Origin of the sequence: Maritimibacter sp., assembly GCF_016774595.1 — a bacterium.
In the GTDB taxonomy this organism is placed as follows: domain Bacteria; phylum Pseudomonadota; class Alphaproteobacteria; order Rhodobacterales; family Rhodobacteraceae; genus Maritimibacter; species Maritimibacter alkaliphilus.
Genome location: NZ_JACBWT010000002.1, coordinates 87,107 through 106,127 on the forward strand (window position 1 = coordinate 87,107; position 19,021 = coordinate 106,127).

The following is a 19,021-nucleotide window of genomic DNA, read 5'->3' on the forward strand; positions in this document are numbered from 1 at the left end:
AGGGCGGCAAGAGCCGCCCTTTTCGTTTCAGACTTCCCGCACCACGTAGACTGACGCCTTGGTGTGGCGCACCACCCGCGCCGCGTTCGGGCCGAGAAGATAGTCGGACAGATCGGGGTCATGGGCCCCGAGGACAATCAGATCGGCCTCATCCTTTTCCGCCACCTTGAGGATTTCCTGATAAGCCTTGCCGACCGCGACCACGTGACGGCAGGCCGCGTTTGCCTCTTCGCCCAGCACCTTGCCCACCGCGTCGCAAAGCAGCGCATGGGCGTGTTCCACGGCCTTTTGCGTGTGCTTCTCGTCAAAGTAACCGCCGACCACCGACATGCCGTAATCGGGCACGACGGTGATGACGTCGAGTTGCGCGCCCTCGGCCTCGGCGATCTTGTGCGCGCGTCTCAGCACGATCGCTTCGGCTTCGGGCCGGTTGATGTCGATGGCACAGAGCACGGTCTTGATGGTCATGCCGGCACTCCTTTGCGGGCAGGGGCCGCCGTTTCGGCGCGGCGGGACTGGAGGAAGGCGATCAGCGCCATGAGCGCCAGCGCCGGGATGAACATCAGCTCCTTCGGCAATTGCTCGGCAGGTGCGCGCACCGCCGAGATCGTGACGGGTTCGTCACCGTAGAAGTCGAACGAGGCAAGCTGATCCGACAGCGGCGTGCCGAACATCGGCTCTTCGAGAATGACCTGATCGCCTTCGGGCAGAAGCAGGAGACCCCATTCATCCAGCCGGGCCTGCGCGCCCTCGACTTCGGGCACGGTGAGGACCACGGTCAGATCCTTCATCTCGAGCGTGTCGAAGTCGGGGCCCGAAATCACGACGCGCAGGTCACGCCCCGCCGGGGCCTGTTCCAGACGTTGCTCCAGCGCCGTCGGCTCCACCTCGTCATAGGGTGGCTGGATCATGTCCATGAAGAAGCCGGGGCGGAACAGGGTGAAGGCGATCAGAAGCATCGCCACCGTTTCCCAGATCCGGTTTTTCGTCAGGAACCATCCCATCGTCGCGGCGGTGAAGATCAGGATGCCGATGGTCGCGACGATGAACACGAGAATTCCCTGCACCAGCGTCACGTCGATCAGCAGAAGGTCGGTGTTGAAGATGAACACGAAAGGCAGGGCGACGGTGCGCAGACTGTAGAAGAACGCGGTGAAGCCCGTCTTGATCGCGTCACCCCCCGACACGGCGGCGGCCGCGAAACTCGCAAGCCCCACGGGGGGTGTCACATCCGCCATGATCCCGAAATAGAAGACGAAGAGGTGAACGGCGATCAGCGGCACGACAAGGCCGGATTGCGCGCCCAGCTCCACAACGACGGCGACCATCAGCGACGAGACGACGATGTAGTTCGCGGTCGTCGGCAGGCCCATCCCGAGGATCAGCGATAGGATCGCCACGAAGATCAGCATCAGGATCAGGTTGCCGCCCGACAGGAACTCGACAAAGTCCGCCATCACCTGACCGATCCCGGTGAGCGACACGGTGCCCACGATGATCCCGGCGGTCGCGGTGGCGAGGCCGATGCCGATCATGTTGCGCGCGCCGTCGATCAGGCCCGCGACAAGGTCGAAGAGCCCGTCCTTGAGCTTGCCGACCGCAGCCGATTCACCCCGGAACATCGCCTTGAGCATCCGCTGGGTCAGCAGGATGCCGAAAAGCAGGAAGGTGGCCCAGAACGCCGACAGGCCCGGCGACTTGCGCTCGATCATCAGGAAATAGACCAGCACGATGATCGGGAGCAGGTAGTAAAGCCCCGACTTGTAGATGCTCGGGATGTGCGGCAGCTCGACGTTTTCCGAATTCGGATCGTCGGGTTCGAGATCCGGCACGGTCGAGGCGAGGTAGATCAGGCCAAGGTAGACCAGCCCCAGAAGCGCGGCGAGAATCCAGCCCGACCCGGTCGGCACCATCGACGTGACGAGGCGGACGGGGAATTGCGTCGCGTAGCACAGGATCGCGAAGCCCGCGAAGAACAGGAACATGCCCAAGACGGTGCGCCACAGCTTGACGACCTTGTCGCCCAGCGTCGGCATCCGGTTCTTCACCGCTTCGAGGTGCACGATATAGACCAGCGCGATGTAGGAGATGATCGCGGGCAGGAAGGCGTGGGTGATGACCTCGACGTAAGAGATGCCGACATATTCGACCATCAGGAACGCCGCCGCGCCCATGACGGGCGGCATGATCTGACCATTGACCGAGGAAGCGACCTCGACCGAACCGGCCTTTTCCGACGAAAAGCCCACGCGCTTCATCAGCGGGATGGTGAAGGTCCCGGTGGTCACGACGTTGGCGATGGACGAACCAGAGATCAGGCCGGTGGCCGCCGAGCCGACGACCGCCGCCTTGGCGGGGCCGCCGCGCAGGTGACCCAGTGCCCCGAAGGCCATCTTGATGAAGTAGTTGCCCGCGCCCGCCTTGTCCAAAAGCGCCCCGAAGAGGACGAAGAGGAACACGAAACGGGTCGAAACGCCCAGCGCGATGCCGAACACGCCCTCGGACGTGATCCACATATGCGACATGGCCTTGCGCAGGCTCGCGCCCGCCCATCGGATTTGCTCGGGCACCACGTCGGACGATCCGAAGAACACGTAGGCAAGGAAGATCATTGCGAGGATGACCATGACCGGGCCGAGGGTCCGGTAAGCGGCGATGAACAGCAGGGCCAGACCGGCAAGCGATGCGATGGCGTCGGTCTGGTCGGCCAGCCCGCCGTTCGAAACGATCTTGTCGTAGAAGAAATAGCCGTACAGGGCGAGGAGGGCACCGCCGATGGCGAGCACCCAGTCATACCACGGCACTTTGTGCTTGGGCGCGCGCTTGAACAGCGGATAGGCCATCGCGGACAGGAAGATCGCGAAGGCGAGGTGGATCTGGCGCGAGTTGTTGATCGCGTCGGAGGGCAGGATATAGGGCGCCCAGGGCGAGGCGAGCAGGACCTGGAAAATCGACCAGATCAACGCGACGGCCGCGATGAAGATGCCCAGATTGCCCGGAACGGAACGCGCCCCGCTGTCTGAGGCCGCGACGAGCTCCTGAAGCTCCTGTTCGTTCAGTGCTCGGTTTTCCTTGTCGGACATGGTCCCTCCGTCCCGGCCAGATCGGCGCTCAGAAATCGTTGATTTACTTTGGGAGGGGAGGGCGGCGGACCGCCCTCCTGATCGGCACGGGTTGGATTATTCCATCCAGCCTTTTTCTTTGTAGTACTTCTCGGCGCCCGGATGCAGCGGCGCGGATAGACCGGCCGAGATCATCTCTTCGGGCACGAGGTTCGCGAAGGCCGGGTGCAGGCCCTTGAAGTCCTCGAAGTTCTCGAACACCGACGAGACGACCGCATAGACGGCATCTTCCGACACCGCGTCCGAGGTGACGAAGGTCGCGCCGACACCGAAGGTCATCGTGTCTTCGTCATTGCCGCGATACATGCCGCCGGGGATGGTCGCCGTGCGGTAGAACGGGAATTCGTCGACCAGCGCCGTCACGGCGTCGCCCGACACCTCGACGAGGACCGAGTCGCAGGCGGTGGTGGCTTCCTGAATGGACCCCGACGGGTGGCCGACGGTGTAGACCATCGCGTCGATCTGGTTGTCGCACAGGGCGGCGGACTGTTCGGCGGCCTTCAGCTCGGACGCGAGCGCGAAGTCGTCGGCGGTCCAGCCCATCTTCTCCATCAGCACTTCCATCGTGGCGCGCTGGCCCGATCCGGGGTTGCCGATGTTGACGCGCTTGCCCTTGAGGTCGTCGAAGGTCGTGATGCCGGCATCGGCGCGCGCAACGACCGTGAACGGCTCGGGGTGGACCGAGAACACGGCGCGCAGGCCTTCGAAGGCCCCGTCTTCGAACTGCACCACGCCGTTATAAGCGTTGAACTGGATGTCGGACTGGGCGACGCCGAACTCGAGCTCGCCTTCCTTGATCGTGTTCACGTTGTAGACCGAGCCACCCGTCGATTCGACCGAACAGCGGATGCCGTGATCCTTGCGTCCCTTGTTCACCAGACGGCAGATCGCGCCGCCCGTCGGGTAATAGACACCCGTGACACCGCCGGTGCCGATGGTGATGAACTCTTCCTGCGCCATCGCCGGGGCCGTGAAGGCCACGGTGGCGAGGGCGGCGAGCCCGTATCTGAGATGCTTTGTCATATCTTTCTCCCGTTAGTTTGGTTGGTCTTGTGGTTCAGAGGCCGATCACCTCGCCCAAGGCGCGGTTCGCGGTCTCGACATCCGCGATCCGTTCGGTCGCGGTGGGTCCTGCGCGTTGCGCGATCATGGCCATCAGTGTTTCCACGAAGAACATGGTCGCCACGTAGGACGAAAAGAAATTGGGGCTTTCGGTCGGCACGACGACCCGCGCCGATGCATGGCGCAGGGCGGGGCAGGTGTGCGTATCGGTGACGACGAGCACGTAGACGCCCCGCGCCCGCGCGAATTCCGCGGCCCGGATCGACGTGTTCGCGAAGGGCGGCTTGGTAAAGACGATCAGAGCGTCGCGCCGATCGAGGTCGGAGAGCGCCGCCCCGACCGAGGCCCCCATGCGCCCCGCGGGCATCCAGTTGTCCCCCAGGAAGTTGCCCATATAGGCGGCGTATTCCGCAATGGCCGTGGAGCCGAGACCGCCAAGCAGCACGACCCGCCGCGCGGCATGAAGGTGATCGGCGATGGTGTCGAATTTCGCGGTGTCGATCTCGTCCGTCAGGCGGTCGATATTGGTTAGCGATGCTTCGCGGGTCCGGCGGATGAGGTCGGCGCTTCCCCCGTCGCTCGCCCCCTGAAGCGCGTCGGCACGGGCCGCGAAACTGGCCTGCCGCCGTTCAAGCCGCCGCCGCATTCCTTCGCGCAATTCCTCGAAATTCTCGTAACCCAGCGCCTTGGACAGGCGGGTGAAAGTCGCGGGGGCGAGGCCGGAGTGGTCGGCCACGGCCCGAAGCGACCGGGTGGCGGTGTCGAGAGGGTTGGCGGCGATGTAATCGCCCGCTTCGCGCAGCCGCGCCGACAGCGCGTCGTAGTTCGAGGCCAATCGTTCCTCAAAACTGTGCAGCACGAAAAGTTACCCCGGCGAAACTGAAACACCCGACTCGGACCGTTTCATCTGTTTCATATCTTGTCAACGTGTGAACCATCTGTTTCATGCTGAAACCGTGCAATCGACCGAGTCGGTCCTGGAGTCCAAGGCCATGAGCCACGTTTTTCATCGTTCCGCCAAACAAACGCCCCCCGTCGCGACGCGCGGTGAGGGGGTCTATATCTTTGATAAGGCTGGAAAACTCTACCTCGACGGCTCGGGCGGCGCGGCCGTGTCCTGTCTGGGGCACTCCGACCCCGACGTGATCGCGGCGATCAAGGCGCAGGCCGATGCGATTCCCTTCGCCCACACCGGGTTCTTCACCTCCGAACCGGCGGAACGGCTTGCGGACCGCTTGATCGACCATGCGCCCGAAGGCTTGGACAAGGTTTATTTCGTCTCCGGCGGGTCCGAGGCGGTGGAAGCGGCGCTGAAAATGGCGCGGCAGTATTTCGTCGAGATCGGCGAGGAAAGCCGGGGCCGTTTCATCGCGCGGCGGCAAAGCTATCACGGCAACACGCTGGGTGCGCTGGGCACGGGCGGCAATGCGTGGCGGCGCGCGCAGTTCCAGCCGCTGATGGTCGAGACCAGCCACATCGCCCCCTGCTACGCCTATCGCGGGCAGGCGGAGGGCGAGGATCTGGTGGCTTACGGCCAGCGCGTCGCGGACGAGTTGGAAGCCGAGCTTCTGCGCGTCGGCCCCGACACCGTCATCGGCTTCATCGCGGAACCCGTGGTCGGTGCGACCATGGGCGCGGTGCCTGCGGTGCCCGGCTATTTCAAGCGCATCCGGGAGATCTGCGACCGCTACGGCATTCTCATGATCCTGGACGAAGTGATGTGCGGCATGGGCCGGACCGGCACGCTTTTCGCCTGCGAACAGGACGGGGTATCGCCCGACATCGTGACCATCGCCAAGGGGCTGGGCGCGGGCTACCAGCCGATTGGCGCGACGCTTTGCACCTCCCGCATTTTCGACGCCTTCCAAAACGGATCGGGCTTTTTCCAGCACGGCCACACCTATATCGGCCACCCGATGGCCACGGCGGCGGCGGACGTGGTCGTGACCAAGCTGACCGACGGCGGCATGGCCGCGCGCGCGGCGGATATGGGCGAGAAACTGGGGGCGGCGCTGGTCGAGGCGTTCGGCCAGCATCCCCACATCGGCGACATCCGGGGGCGCGGCATGTTCCGGGGTCTCGAAATCGTCGCGGACCGCGAGACGAAGACACCTTTCGACCCGGCGCTGGGCATCAACAAAAAGGTCAAGGCGGCGGCCTTCGAGGCCGGGCTCATCTGCTATCCGATGGGCGGCACCATCGACGGCGTGCAGGGCGACCACGTGCTGCTCGCGCCGCCCTTCATCCTGACCGACGATCAGTTGGGCGAATTGGTCGAAAAACTCGGCACGGCGTTCGGGGCGGTGCTGTGAGCCTGCCGTCGCTCATGGTTGCACCCAACGGGGCGACCAAGACCAAGACCGATCACCCCGCGCTCCCGATCACCTTGGACGAGGTGGCGGAAACGGCCCGCGCCTGCATGGCCGCCGGAGCGGACGGGCTGCACCTGCACCTGCGCGACATCGAGGGCGGGCATCTGTTGGACAGTGGCGCCTATCGTGAGGCGCTGGAGCATCTGGCGCGCGAACTCCCCGCGCTTCCCGTTCAGATCACGACCGAGGCGGGCGGGCGCTATGACCCCGGCCATCAGAAATACGTGGCGCTTCATTCCGGGGCGCGGCTGGTGTCGGCGGCGTGGCGCGAAATCACGCGGGAAGAGGGCGCGCCTTCGTTCTACGCCTATGCCGCCGAACGCGGGGTCGCCGTGCAGCACATCCTATATGACGTGTCCGATGCCGAAGGCCTCGCCGCGACCCTGCCCGAGGGCCTGCTGCGCGATCCCGCGCTGCAACTGATCTTCGTGCTCGGGCGCTATGTCGATGGGCAGGTGTCGAAACCCGCGATGCTCAAGCCCTTCACCGACTGGATGAAACGCGAGCGGCTAGAGCCGGACTGGATGCTCTGCGCCTTCGGTCAGGGCGAAACCGACTGTCTGCGCGCCGCGAATAAGTCGGGCGGCAAGTGCCGTGTGGGTTTCGAGAATTCGCTGGTGAACAAGGACGGGAGCGTGGCGCGGGATAACGCGGAACGGGTGGCCGAGGTGGTTTCGAAGTTGGGTCTCTGATCCGTCCGGAATCAAGGCCGTCAGGCCGCCGGACGAACGCCTGCCCGTTCCCGCGGGCTGGCGCTGTGTAGACGTTCGCGCGAGGATTGAGGTCGTCCGGTCTTGGCTTGGATAAAGCGCTAACCATGAAGGTTCGGAGCGCCACCCCACGGGCAGGTGCTCGCCCGGCTAGTCACAGGCGGCAAACGAAAAGGGGCGCGCCGCAGCACGCCCCTGTCTCAGTCTCTCCCACCGACCCTTAGTCGATGATGCCGTTCAGCGTCGCCGAGGGCCGCATGACGGCAAAGGTCTTGGGTTCGTCGGGGTGGTAGTAGCCGCCCAGATCGACCGCTTCGCCCTGACCGGCCATCAGTTCTTCGAGGATCTTCGCCTCGTTCTCGACCATGGCCGCCGCAACGGGCTGGAAATGCGCGGCGAGGTCGGCGTCGGTGTCTTGCGCCGCCAGCGCCTCGGCCCAGTAGCGGGCGAACCAGTAGTGCGAGGTGCGGTTGTCGGGCTGGCCGACCTTGCGCTCCGGCGAGTTGCCGTTTTCCAGCACCTTCTGCGTGGCCACGTCCACCGCGTCGCCCAGCACCTGCGCCTTGGCATTGCCACGCGCATCGGCAAGGAACTTGAGGCTTTCGCCCAGCGCACAGAACTCACCCAGCGAGTCCCAGCGCAGGTGGTTCTCTTCCACCAGCTGCTGCACGTGCTTGGGTGCCGAACCGCCCGCGCCAGTTTCGAACAGGCCGCCGCCGTTCATCAGCTTCACGATCGACAGCATCTTGGCCGAGGTTCCAAGCTCGAGGATCGGGAACAGGTCGGTGAGGTAGTCACGCAGCACGTTGCCGGTGATCGTCACGCAATCCTCGCCCTTCACCATCGTCTCGAGCGTGAAACGGGTGGCTTCGCGCGGGGCCATGATCGGAATGTCGATCCCGGCCTCTTTCAGCGCGGGCTCGACGTATTTGATGAGCTCCGCGTCATGCGCCCGATTCGCGTCCAGCCAGAACGCGGCCTTGCCGGTTGCCTTGGTGCGGTCGATGCCCAGCTGAATCCAGTCGAGGATCGGCGCTTTCTTGGCGGTGGCCGAACGCCAGATGTCGCCCTCGTTCACCGAATGCTCGTGCAGGATATCGCCGTTGTCCAGAACGATGCGCACCTTGCCCGAGGCCGGGATTTCGAAGGTGGTCGGGTGCGAGCCGTATTCTTCGGCCTTCTGCGCCATCAGGCCCACGTTCGACACGGCACCACAGGTGGTGACGTCGAGTTTGCCGTTCTCTTTGAAGTATTCGATCGTCTCGTCATAGACCGGCGCATAGCAGTTGTCGGGGATGCAGCACTTGGTCGGCGCGGCTTTCCCGTCCGGGCCCCAGCCGATGCCGCCGGCGCGGATCACGGCGGGCATGGAGGCGTCGATGATGACGTCCGAGGACACGTGCAGGTTGGTGATGCCGCGATCCGAGTCGACCATGTACATCGGGGGCTGCTTGTCCATCACGGCCTTGAGGTCGGCTTTCAGGTCTTCGTCGCCTTCGATCTTGCTTTCCAGCGCGCCGATGCCCGAATTCGGGTTCCAGCCCAGTTCCTTCAGCTTTTCGCCGTGCTTCGAGATGAACTCTTCCAGATAGATCGCGACGAAATGGCCGAAGATGATCGGGTCCGAGACCTTCATCATCGTGGCCTTGAGGTGAACCGAGAACAGAACGCCCGGCTCCATGCTGTCGATCTCGGCGCGGATGAAATCGCGCAGGGTCGAAGCCGACATGAAGGTCGCGTCGACAACGGTGCCTTCTTCGTACTTGAGACCGTCCTTCAGCGTGCGGCTGTTGCCGTCATCGGACAGGAACACGATCTTGGCGCCACCCGCCTGTTCGGCCGTGATGGTGGCCGACTTTTCGTTCGCGAAGAAGTCGTTGCCCGGCATCGAGGCGACGGTAGTCTTGGAATCCTTGGCCCAGTCGCCCATCGAATGCGGGTTGGCCTTGGCGTAGTTCTTCACAGCCTTGGCGGCGCGGCGGTCCGAGTTGCCTTCGCGCAGCACCGGGTTCACGGCGGAGCCTTTGACGGCGTCGTAACGCGCCTTGATATCCTTCTCCGCGTCGGTCGACGGCTCATAGGGGTAGTCGGGCAGCTTGTAGCCTTGTTCCTGAAGCTCCTTGATCGCGGCGTCGAGTTGCGGCTGGCTCGCCGAGATGTTGGGCAGCTTGATGACGTTGGCGCCCGGCTGTTTAACGATCTCACCCAGAACGGCGAGGTCGTCTTCGACCTTATGCTCGTCCGTCAGCACGTCGGGGAACTGGGACAGAACCCGGCCCGCGAGCGAGATGTTGCGGATCGCGACGTCGATATCCGCCGCCTGCGCGAAGGACCGGATGATCGGGAGGAGCGAGTGGCTCGCCAGTTCCGGGGCTTCGTCCACCTGGGTGTAGATGATGTCGGGGGTATCGCCGTTGGCCATGTGTCGCTCTCCGCTGGATCGGGGTGACGCGAGGGGAGAATCCACCCCGCGTGAGGTTGCTGACCGCCTAATTCACGACCGCTCACAAGTCAATGTGTGCAACGGTATACCGAATAGATTCGCACCGTTTTTCTATCTGAGACAGGGTGGACGCGGCGTTCTCGCTAATATTTGAGCAAATTCCCGCAGGCTTTCGTCGCGTAAGGCTTGCATCACCTTGCCGGAAGACTAGTCCCGGTTAGAGTTGACCGATCGGAAAAAAGATCGGGGCCGCCCAAGGGCGACAACCGCACCTCATCAAAACAGGGAGAACGCGAAATGAAACATATGAGCAAATTGGCATTGGCGGCGCTTATGTCGACCACCATGCTGACCGGCGCGGCGCTGGCGGAAAGCCACGTGCCCGAGGGTGTGACCCTTGCCGACGACCAGACCTTCACCTACCGCCAGCTTGACGAATTCTCGTCGCTCGACCCGCAGATCGTCGAAGACGTCGATGGCTCGGACGTGGTGCGCGACCTGTTCGAGGGCCTGATGAACCAGGACGCCGACGGCAATCTGGTGCCGGGCGTTGCCACGGGCTACGAGGCGTCCGAGGACAAGAAGACCTACACATTCACCCTGCGTGAGAACGCCAAGTGGTCGAACGGCGATCCGGTGACGGCGAACGATTTCGTCTATGCCTGGCGCCGTGCGGCGGACCCCGAAACCGCGTCCCCCTATCAGTGGTTCATGGAGCTGATGTCGCTTGAGAACGCGTCGGAGATCGTCGCGGGCGAAGCCGATCCCGAAACACTCGGCGTGACCGCGATCGACGACTACACGCTCGAGGTCAAACTGACCGCGCCGCTGCCCTACTTCCCGCAGATGACCACCCATTCCACTACCTTCCCGTCGCCGCAGTCGGTGATCGAAGAGCATGGCAGCGAATGGACCAAACCGGAGAACATCGTCTCGAACGGCGCCTACGTGCTGGAAGAGCACCTGCCGGGCGAGCGTTCGGTGCGCGTGCGCAACGAGATGTATTGGGACAACGAGAACACGATCATCGACCGTGTCGTGGCTCTGGTCATCAACGACGAGAACGTGGCGCTGACCCGTTACCTCGCCGGCGAGCTCGACCGCACCGACATTCCGGCCGGTCAGTATCCGTCCCTCTCCGAAGAATACCCGGACGAAGCGGTGAGTTTCCCGCGTCTGTGTAACTACTACTACACCTTCAACGTGTCCGATTCCGGCCCCGAAGCGTTCAAGGACGTGAACGTGCGCAAGGCGCTCGCCATGGCCGTGGACCGCAACATCATCGTCGAGAAGGTGATGCAGGGCGGGCAGCCCCCGGCCTATACCTTCACCCCGGCCGCCGTCGCGGGCTTCGAGCCGCCGACCCTGCCGTGGACCGAGATGAGCCAGGCGGAACGCGACCAGATGGCCAAAGACCTTCTGGCCGAAGCGGGTTACGGCCCCGACAATCCGCTGGAATTCGAGATGGTCTACAACACCTCGGAAGCGCATGAGAAAGTCGCGGTGGCCCTGAGCCAGCTTTGGAAGCAGAAGCTGGGCGTTCAGGCGACGCTCGCCAACATGGAATGGAAAGTGTTCCTCGAAGAGCGCGGCAACCAGAACTTCGAAATGGCCCGCGGCGCATGGTGCGGCGACTACAACGAAGCCTCGACCTTCCTCGACCTGCTCGACAGCCAGTCGGGCTATAACGACGGCAAGTATTCCAACGAGCGCGTCGACGAACTGCTGGAACAGGCCAAGACGTCCGACGACACCTCGCCGCTCTACACCGAGGTCGAGGAAATCCTTTACGAAGAGATGCCGGTGATCCCGATCTACCACTACGCCGGTGTCTACATGCTCGACAGCGATCTGGGCGGCTGGCCCGTCGATAACGTCGAACAGAACTGGTACTCGAAAGATCTCTACAAGATCGCCGAGTAATCAGAGCCTTTCACATCGTTGAAATGCGCGCGCCCCGGACCGTCCGGGGCGCGCACCCCATTTTCCAAAAGGGTGGCCCGTGGTTTCCTACATCATCCGGCGACTTCTGATCGCGATCCCGACGATCCTGATCCTCATCATCGCCTCGTTCTTCCTGATCCAGTATGCGCCCGGCGGCCCGTTCACCTCGGAACGCCCCCTGCCGCCCGCCGTGCTCGCCAACCTCGAAGCGCGCTATGGGCTGGATCAGCCGCTTTGGAAGCAACTCTGGGACTACCTGACCAACATCGTCCTGCATTTCGATTTCGGCCCGTCGTTCAAGTTCAAGGACCGCGACGTGAACGACATCATCGCGCAGGGTTTCCCGATTTCGCTGACTTACGGATCGCTGTCCTTCATCGCGGCGACGGTGGTGGGCGTCGGCCTCGGCGTCGCCGCCGCGATCCGGCACAATTCGTGGATCGACTATGCCGCCGTCAGCATGGGCATCGGCGCACAGGCGCTGCCCAACTTCATCATGGGCCCGATCCTGATCCTCGTTTTCACGCTCTGGCTGGGCTGGCTGCCGGGCGGCGGCTGGAACGGCGGGCAGTGGCAATACCTCATCATGCCGGTGATCGCGCTCTCGACCTCCTACATGGGCAACATCGCGCGCCTCACGCGCTCGTCCATGCTCGAAGTGCTGAACTCCAACTTCATTCGCACGGCGCGGGCCAAGGGCCTGCCGACCCGCACGGTGATCTGGCGCCATGCGATGAAACCGACGCTTCTGCCGGTGGTCAGCTACCTTGGCCCGGTCTTCGTCTATGTGCTCACCGGCTCGGTTTTCGTCGACCTCTACTTCTCGACCGGCGGTCTTGGCGCGGCGTATGTCGGATCGGCGCTCACCCGCGACTACGCCGTGCTTCTGGGCGTCACGATCCTTTACGGCACGCTCACCGTGTTCGTGAACCTCATCACCGACCTCGCCTATGCGTGGTTCGATCCCAAGATCCGTTACTGAGGGGGAAACGACATGGTTTTCGGAAGCTCCCAACGTGCCGCCGCCGTGGCGGACGATTTCACCGACCAGATTCCGGTCAAGGGCCGCTCGCTCCTGAAAGACGCGCAGATCCGGTTCGTTCAGAACAAGGCCGCGATGGCGAGCGTCTTCGTGCTCGCCCTGATCGTGATCTTCGTGATCGTCGGCCCGCTCTTCGCCCAGTGGTCGAACGAAGAGATCGACTGGGATCGGATGGGGAACATCGCGTCCGAGGGCGCGCCGTCCATCGCCAACGGCCACTTCTTCGGTCTGGATGAGCTTGGCCGCGACCTGTATTCCCGCGTCATTCAGGCGACGCGCACCTCGCTGCTCGTGGGCCTCGTGGGCGCGCTCACCGCGCTCATCATCGGCACGACCTATGGGCTTGTCGCGGGCTACGTGGGGGGCCGGGTCGACAGCGCCATGATGCGGTTCGTCGACATCCTGCTGGCGATCCCGCTGACCCTCGTCATCATTCTGCTGCTGGTCATCGCCGGGCGCTCGTTCTTCATGCTCTTCGTGTCGCTGGGTGCGGTGGGCTGGCTGACGATGAGCCGGATCGTGCGCGCCCAGACCCTGTCGCTGAAGACCCGAGAATTCATCGAGGCCGCGCGCGCCTCGGGCGTGTCCGAGGTGCAGATCATGATCCGCCACATCCTGCCCAACCTGATCGGCGTCGTGATCGTCTATGCCTCGCTCCTCGTGCCCGAGATGATCCTGACCGAGTCGTTCATCTCGTTCCTCGGGCTGGGCATTTCCGAACCCTACACGTCGCTCGGCAAGCTGATCTCGGAAGGGGCCGGGACGATGGCCTATGGCACCACATGGCAGCTTTTGTTCCCCCTGTTTTTCTACGTCGCGATCATCATCACCATGTTCTTCATCGGTGACGGTCTGCGCGATGCACTCGACCCGAAGGACCGCTGATATGACCGTGTTGTCCGCCCGCGACCTGCGCGTTTCTTTCTCGACCCCGGACGGCGAGGTTCAGGCCGTCAAAGGCGTGTCGTTCGATATTCAGGCCGGCGAATGCCTTGGCATCGTCGGGGAATCCGGCTCCGGCAAGTCGCAAAGCTTCATGGCCGCGATGGGCCTTTTACCGCCAAACGGCCGCGCCACCGGATCGGTGACGTTTCAGGGAAACGAAATCCTGAACCTGCCTGTGGGTAAACTGAACCGCCTGCGCGGCTCGGACGTCGGCATGATCTTTCAGGACCCGCTGACCGCGCTGACGCCCCACCTCAAGGTCGGCGACCAGATGGCCGAGGTGCTGAAGGTGCACAAGGGCCTCTCTGGTGCCGCCGCCCGCCGCGCCTGCCTCGATTGGCTCAATCGCGTGCAGATCCCCGAGGCCGAGCGGCGCATGACGCAGTATCCGCACGAACTGTCTGGCGGAATGCGCCAGCGGGTGATGATCGCGCAGGCCATGCTGTGCGAGCCGAAGCTGCTGATCGCGGACGAGCCGACCACGGCGCTCGATGTGACGGTGCAGGCCGAAATCCTCGACCTCATGCACGAATTGCAGACCCAGAGCGGGACGGCCATCGCGCTCATCACGCATGACATGGGCGTGGTGGCACGCATGTGCGACCGGATCGAGGTGATGAAGCTGGGCGAATATGTCGAGTCCGGCGACGTGATGCAGGTCTTCAACGCTCCAAAACACGACTATACGAAAAAGCTGCTCGACGCGATGCCGCGCATCGACGACGAGGGCGCGCCGGAGGGCACGGCAGAGACCGCCGAACCGCTTCTGTCCGCGGACGACATTCAGGTGCATTTCCCGATCCGCGTGAAGGGCGGGTTGTTCGGGCGGACCATCCCGCTCAAGGCCGTGAACGGCGTGACCTTCGACCTTGCCAAGGGCGAGACGCTGGGGGTCGTGGGCGAGAGCGGCTGCGGCAAGTCCACGCTGGCCCGCGCCGTGCTGCGCCTGATCGAACCCACGGGCGGCGCGGTGTCGTGGCTGGGGTCGTCTTTCACGGACCTCGACAAACGCGCGCTGACCAAGTCGCGCAAGGACATGCAGTTGGTGTTTCAAGACCCGCTCGCCTCGCTCGACCCGCGCATGACGATTTCCGACAGCATCGCCGAACCGCTCAAGACCTTCCGCCCGGAGTTGTCGAAGTCCCAGCGCAAGGACGAAGTGCTGGCGATGATGGACCGCGTGGGTCTGGAACGCGGCATGTTCAACCGTTACCCGCATGAGCTGTCGGGCGGTCAGAACCAGCGCGTCGGCATCGCCCGCGCCATGATAAACAAGCCCAAGCTCATCATCTGTGACGAGGCTGTTTCGGCCCTCGACGTCTCGATTCAGGCCCAGATCGTGCGGCTGCTGAAAGACCTTCAGGCCGAGTTCGGCATGTCGATGATCTTCATCAGCCACGACCTATCCGTCGTCCGCGCGATTTCGAACCGGATCATGGTGCTTTATCTGGGGCGGATCGTGGAACTGGCGGATGCCGGGACCGTGGTCGAAGATCCGGTGCACCCCTACACCAAGGCGCTGATTTCCGCGGTTCCGATTCCGGACCCGGAACTGGAACGCACGCGGGAACGTATCCGCATCCCCGGTGAACTGCCCTCGCCGCTGGACCCGAAAGCCGCGCTCAGGTTCCTTCCATCCAAGCTGCGGGCCGGGAACGAAGACTATACGCCGCGACTGAACCAGATTTCGCCGGGGCATTGGGTGGCCGAGCACGATCCGCTCGACGTGATCCTCGCCGCCGAACCGATGGTCAGCGACGAGGTGGTGGAACCCGTCCGCTAGGCACAGATTGGGACAGGCCGTTTGCGATCTGCTAGCGTCGGCCCACGCGGGACCGGGGAGGATGGAATGGCAGGACAGATCCTGATCTACGGGGCTTATGGCTACACCGGCGAACTGATCGCGCGCGAAGCGGTGAAGATGGGTCTGACCCCGCGCCTCGGCGGGCGCGACGCGACGAGGCTGGGGCCGCTTGCCGAGGATCTCGAGCTGGAATGGGTGGCCTTCAGCGTCGATGACCGTGCGGCGACCCGCGCGGCCCTCGACGGAATCGACACGCTGCTGAACTGCGCCGGGCCGTTTCGCGAAACCTACGCGGCGCTGACGGAGGCCTGCCTTGCGACGCACACCCACTATCTCGACATCACCGGCGAGATCGACGTGCTCGCGGGCTGCGCCGCGCTGGATGAACGGGCCAAAGCGGCGGGGATCACGATCATGCCGGGGACCGGCTTCGACGTTGTGCCGACCGACTGCATGGCGGCGATGCTCAAGGAACAACTGCCGGATGCGACCAAGCTGACGCTCGCCTTCAAAGGCATGGCGCAGGCGTCGCGCGGGACCGCGATGTCCTCGATCCCGCATCTGGGCAACCCGCCCTATGTGCGCCGCGACGGCGATCTTGAGCCGCGTCCCGGCGGTGTTTTTTCCACGCTGGATATGGGCGAGGGGCCGGAGCGGGTGGCTGCGATCAGCTGGGGCGACGTCGTGACGGCCTGGCATACGACCGGCATTCCGAACATCGAGGTCTTTCTCGTCCCGCCCAAGGATATGGTGACCCTTTTGAGGCTGCCGCTTTTCTTGCGCCGTTTTCTGGCCGGTGCCGGACGCCCGATCGTCAACCGGGTGCTTGCGCGAATGCCGGAGGGCCCCGACGCCACAGCACGGGCCATCGGGCGGTGCATCGTCTATGGCCGCGCCGAGAACGCCAAGGGCGACGCCGTGCAGCACGTCATGACGACCGCCGAGGGTTACCACCTGACCAGCCTGACCGCGACACGCATCGCCAAGGCGGTGTCCGAGGGGCAGACGGCCCCAGGTTTCCTCACCCCCGCGCGTGCGTTCGGGTCCGACTACATCCTCGGATTCGAGGGGAGCGTGCTGCGAAACTGAGGGATCGAAGGCGCGGCACCGGGCCACCCCGCAATCCCCCATTGATCGCCGCGCGAAGGCCGGATAGTGGGGCGGCGAAACACCCTGACTGAAACCGACATCGGAACCGCTCCCCGCCCGTGAGGGTTGGCGAAGCGCGCCCGTTTCTTGTCACCAAACCTTGTGGAGCCGCCAATGCGCCTGAACATCGACGTCACCATGCACTACGGCTTCACGCAGGCGAATACCGTCTTTCTGGCGCTGGAGGCGGCGCATACCGACGGGCAGGAAATCGCGGAAGAATGGATCACCTTCGGGGATGCGACCATCGACCGGATCACGGGCGATTCCGGCGTCGGCCAGCGGGTCTGGGCGCGGGTGCCGGGCAACGAGATGTATCTGACCTATCAGGCCAAGGTGGACGTGACGCGCAAGAACGTGCCGCTGGACAGCCTGTCCGCCGTGCCGATCCACCAGCTGCCCTCCGAAGTCGCGCCCTACCTGCGCCCGTCGCGCTACGTGCAGTCGGACAAATTCGTTGCCTTCGTCGGCAAGCGTTTCGGCGATCTGTCGGGCGGGGCCAAGGTGGCCGCGATCCGCGACTGGATCGAACACAACCTGTCCTACGTGCCCGGAAGCTCGGATGCGGACACCAACGTCCTCGAAACCTTCGCGGGCCGTCAGGGCGTCTGCCGCGACTACGCCCACCTGATCTGCGCCATGGTCCGCGCCGCGCAAATCCCGGCCCGCATGGTCGCCGCCTACGGCCCAGACGTCTGGCCCGCCGATTTCCACGCGGTGGCCGAGGTTTGGCTCGACGGGGCATGGCACCTCGTCGACCCGACCGGCATGGGCACACCCGACACGCTGGCCAAGATCGCCGTGGGCCGCGATGCCTACGACATCGCCTTCATGGAGTCGCAGGCGCCCGCGAACCTGATCTATCAGGCGGTGTCGGTGGTGCGGGGATAAACGCCACAAAAAAGACCCCCCGGCTCGTCACCGGGGGGCCTCAGTCTATGCCTGACGTTCTTTTTGGAACTTTGGAGTGTCAGGCAATTCCTTACGCTGCTTCACGCAGCTGGTCTTTTTTTTCCTGTTCGACCAGCGCACGGTGGAGAACCTTGATGGCCTCGTCCGCCTCGTCGCGCGGCATCAGGAACTGGACGTCCACATTGCGCGGCGTCGCGTGGGCGGCGATCACGTCGAGCCCGGCTTCGTCCAGCGCGGCAAGGCCACGGCCCAGCACCGACTGCTTGCGCAGGTCACGACCGATGGCCGACACGATGCACTGGCTGCGGATCTTGATCTCGGCCTGCGGGAAACGTTCCTGAACGTCGGCCTCCACGCGCTTCACGGCCTTGAGCGAGCCTTTGACGTAATGCGTGATGGTGTTCGCGTTCGACGTCTTGGACACGATCCAGACCTTGTGACGCTTGAGCGCCTCCAGAATGGTCGTGTCGTAGCCCTTCACGCCCACCATGTCCTGTTCAAACACCTCGATCGAGATAACGTCCAGCCCGGTCACGATCTCGACCCCCGGCGTATCGCCGCGGCTGTCGTCGATCAGGGTGCCCGGATCTTCCGGCTCGAACGCATTCGTCACGCGCAGCGGCACATCGGCCTGACGCAGCATCTTGGCGGCCGAGGGGTGGATCGCCTCCATCCCGAGGTTCGACAGCTGATCGGCCACGTCGTAGTTGGTGTGACCAAGCTTGCGCACGTTGTCTTCGCCGACGAGGTTCGGGTCGGCGGACGAAAGGTGGAACTCCTTGTGGATGATCGCCTCTTTCGCATGGGTCTGCGCCGCGATGCGGGCGAAGGTCACTTCCGAGTAGCCCCGGTCGTATTCCTTCATCAGCCCTTCCTTGCACTGGGCATAGCCGGTGACGATGGGCATCTCGGCGGCCAGATCGACGTCTGCCAGACCCTTTTCGATGCGCTCGTTCAGGTCGCAGTCGCCCTCGTCGCGCCAACCGGACAGGTCGACGAACCGGGCCGACACGCCCGCACGCTTCAGCATCAGGGTCGTGACATAGGCGGAATGCGCCTCGCCCAGACCCGACAGAAGCTCGCGGACCATCGACATGTGCTCGGTCAGCCGGAAATGGCCGTAGGAGCACAGGCGGCCGAGGTCGATCAGGAACGAGCGTGCGCCCGCCATCCGGTCGGCCACGAAGTCGTTCGCGTCCGCGATGTCGGCCGGATGGTCGAGCACCGCGCGATGCGCCTCTTCCATCGCCGCGCCGGTTTTCTTCAGCGCGGCCATCCAGGCGTGGTCGTCGGTTTCGCTGTCGGCGAACGCGGCATAAACGCCTTGCTCACCGGTTTTCTTGTGTTCCAACAGAAGGTTGGTGATCCCGCCGAAGGCAGAGACGACGAACACGCGGTTATAAAGATCGCCTTCGCGAATGAGCAGCGTATCGCGCAGCTCATTCACACGGCTCATCGACGTGCCGCCGATCTTTTCGACAGTATGATTTCGGTCAGACATTGGTCTTTCCCCGTT

General features: G+C 63.9%; 14 protein-coding genes. 8 read left to right on the forward strand and 6 right to left on the reverse strand.

All coding sequences use genetic code 11. The annotated features are described in order from the left end of the window. Positions 1-27: 27 nt before the first annotated feature. From HOY44_RS11490 to HOY44_RS11505, 4 genes are all read right to left on the reverse strand, one after another. Positions 28-468, reverse strand: coding sequence for a universal stress protein (locus HOY44_RS11490; RefSeq protein WP_008331784.1), 441 nt, complete (start codon positions 466-468; stop codon positions 28-30). Further along, a complete protein-coding gene (locus HOY44_RS11495; protein WP_008331783.1) occupies positions 465-3,083 on the reverse strand; it encodes a TRAP transporter permease in 2,619 nt (872 codons plus the stop codon). Before HOY44_RS11495 ends, HOY44_RS11490 begins: the two co-directional genes overlap by 4 nt. Before the next feature lie 96 nt (positions 3,084-3,179). Beyond that, entirely contained in the window at positions 3,180-4,145 is a 966-nt protein-coding gene (locus tag HOY44_RS11500) for a TAXI family TRAP transporter solute-binding subunit (RefSeq protein WP_287434811.1), read from the reverse strand. Positions 4,146-4,179: 34 nt separating this feature from the next. Beyond that, positions 4,180-5,043, reverse strand: coding sequence for a MurR/RpiR family transcriptional regulator (locus HOY44_RS11505; RefSeq protein WP_138422509.1), 864 nt, complete (start codon positions 5,041-5,043; stop codon positions 4,180-4,182). 133 nt (positions 5,044-5,176) lie between these two features. On the opposite strand from HOY44_RS11505, the gene HOY44_RS11510 reads away from it, so the two are divergent. Together HOY44_RS11510 and HOY44_RS11515 are read left to right on the forward strand one after the other, a co-directional pair. Next, on the forward strand, positions 5,177-6,496 hold the full coding sequence (locus HOY44_RS11510) for an aspartate aminotransferase family protein (protein ID WP_287434812.1): 1,320 nt from the start codon (positions 5,177-5,179) through the stop codon (positions 6,494-6,496). Beyond that, the gene (locus HOY44_RS11515) at positions 6,493-7,248 is read left to right on the forward strand and encodes a 3-keto-5-aminohexanoate cleavage protein (RefSeq protein WP_287434813.1); all 756 of its coding nucleotides are present in this window, start codon (positions 6,493-6,495) and stop codon (positions 7,246-7,248) included. Before HOY44_RS11510 ends, HOY44_RS11515 begins: the two co-directional genes overlap by 4 nt. Before the next feature lie 238 nt (positions 7,249-7,486). On the opposite strand, the gene HOY44_RS11520 is transcribed toward HOY44_RS11515, so the two are convergent. After that, positions 7,487-9,688 (reverse strand): NADP-dependent isocitrate dehydrogenase, encoded by a 2,202-nt coding sequence (locus HOY44_RS11520; protein ID WP_287434814.1) that lies wholly within the window; start codon positions 9,686-9,688, stop codon positions 7,487-7,489. A gap of 318 nt (positions 9,689-10,006) precedes the next feature. On the opposite strand from HOY44_RS11520, the gene HOY44_RS11525 reads away from it, so the two are divergent. From HOY44_RS11525 to HOY44_RS11550, 6 genes are all read left to right on the forward strand, one after another. After that, positions 10,007-11,632, forward strand: coding sequence for a peptide ABC transporter substrate-binding protein (locus HOY44_RS11525; protein WP_040884783.1), 1,626 nt, complete (start codon positions 10,007-10,009; stop codon positions 11,630-11,632). A gap of 79 nt (positions 11,633-11,711) precedes the next feature. Continuing rightward, entirely contained in the window at positions 11,712-12,635 is a 924-nt protein-coding gene (gene oppB, locus HOY44_RS11530; protein ID WP_008331775.1) for an oligopeptide ABC transporter permease OppB, read from the forward strand. A gap of 12 nt (positions 12,636-12,647) precedes the next feature. Further along, positions 12,648-13,580, forward strand: a complete 933-nt coding sequence (locus tag HOY44_RS11535) for an ABC transporter permease subunit (RefSeq protein WP_008331773.1) — start codon at positions 12,648-12,650, stop codon at positions 13,578-13,580. 1 nt (position 13,581) lies between these two features. Continuing rightward, complete coding sequence (locus HOY44_RS11540) at positions 13,582-15,423, forward strand: ABC transporter ATP-binding protein (protein WP_287434815.1); 1,842 nt, start codon at positions 13,582-13,584, stop codon at positions 15,421-15,423. 66 nt (positions 15,424-15,489) lie between these two features. Further along, complete coding sequence (locus tag HOY44_RS11545) at positions 15,490-16,533, forward strand: saccharopine dehydrogenase family protein (protein WP_287434816.1); 1,044 nt, start codon at positions 15,490-15,492, stop codon at positions 16,531-16,533. Between the two features lie 174 nt (positions 16,534-16,707). After that, positions 16,708-17,484 (forward strand): transglutaminase-like domain-containing protein, encoded by a 777-nt coding sequence (locus HOY44_RS11550; protein ID WP_287434817.1) that lies wholly within the window; start codon positions 16,708-16,710, stop codon positions 17,482-17,484. 91 nt (positions 17,485-17,575) lie between these two features. On the opposite strand, the gene HOY44_RS11555 is transcribed toward HOY44_RS11550, so the two are convergent. Further along, a complete protein-coding gene (locus HOY44_RS11555; protein ID WP_287434818.1) occupies positions 17,576-19,006 on the reverse strand; it encodes an aspartate kinase in 1,431 nt (476 codons plus the stop codon). Between the last annotated feature and the right edge of the window lie 15 nt (positions 19,007-19,021).

Excerpts from the sequence above, each read along its gene's own strand:
- HOY44_RS11495 (WP_008331783.1), bottom strand. The coding sequence starts at position 3,083 with ATGTCCGACAAGGAAAACCGAGCACTGAACGAACAGGAGCTTCAGGAG.
- HOY44_RS11500 (WP_287434811.1), bottom strand. The coding sequence starts at position 4,145 with ATGACAAAGCATCTCAGATACGGGCTCGCCGCCCTCGCCACCGTGGCC.
- HOY44_RS11550 (WP_287434817.1), top strand. The coding sequence starts at position 16,708 with ATGCGCCTGAACATCGACGTCACCATGCACTACGGCTTCACGCAGGCG.
- HOY44_RS11490 (WP_008331784.1), bottom strand. The coding sequence starts at position 468 with ATGACCATCAAGACCGTGCTCTGTGCCATCGACATCAACCGGCCCGAA.
- HOY44_RS11525 (WP_040884783.1), top strand. The coding sequence starts at position 10,007 with ATGAAACATATGAGCAAATTGGCATTGGCGGCGCTTATGTCGACCACC.
- HOY44_RS11520 (WP_287434814.1), bottom strand. The coding sequence starts at position 9,688 with ATGGCCAACGGCGATACCCCCGACATCATCTACACCCAGGTGGACGAA.
- HOY44_RS11535 (WP_008331773.1), top strand. The coding sequence starts at position 12,648 with ATGGTTTTCGGAAGCTCCCAACGTGCCGCCGCCGTGGCGGACGATTTC.
- HOY44_RS11545 (WP_287434816.1), top strand. The coding sequence starts at position 15,490 with ATGGCAGGACAGATCCTGATCTACGGGGCTTATGGCTACACCGGCGAA.
- HOY44_RS11510 (WP_287434812.1), top strand. The coding sequence starts at position 5,177 with ATGAGCCACGTTTTTCATCGTTCCGCCAAACAAACGCCCCCCGTCGCG.
- HOY44_RS11540 (WP_287434815.1), top strand. The coding sequence starts at position 13,582 with ATGACCGTGTTGTCCGCCCGCGACCTGCGCGTTTCTTTCTCGACCCCG.
- HOY44_RS11555 (WP_287434818.1), bottom strand. The coding sequence starts at position 19,006 with ATGTCTGACCGAAATCATACTGTCGAAAAGATCGGCGGCACGTCGATG.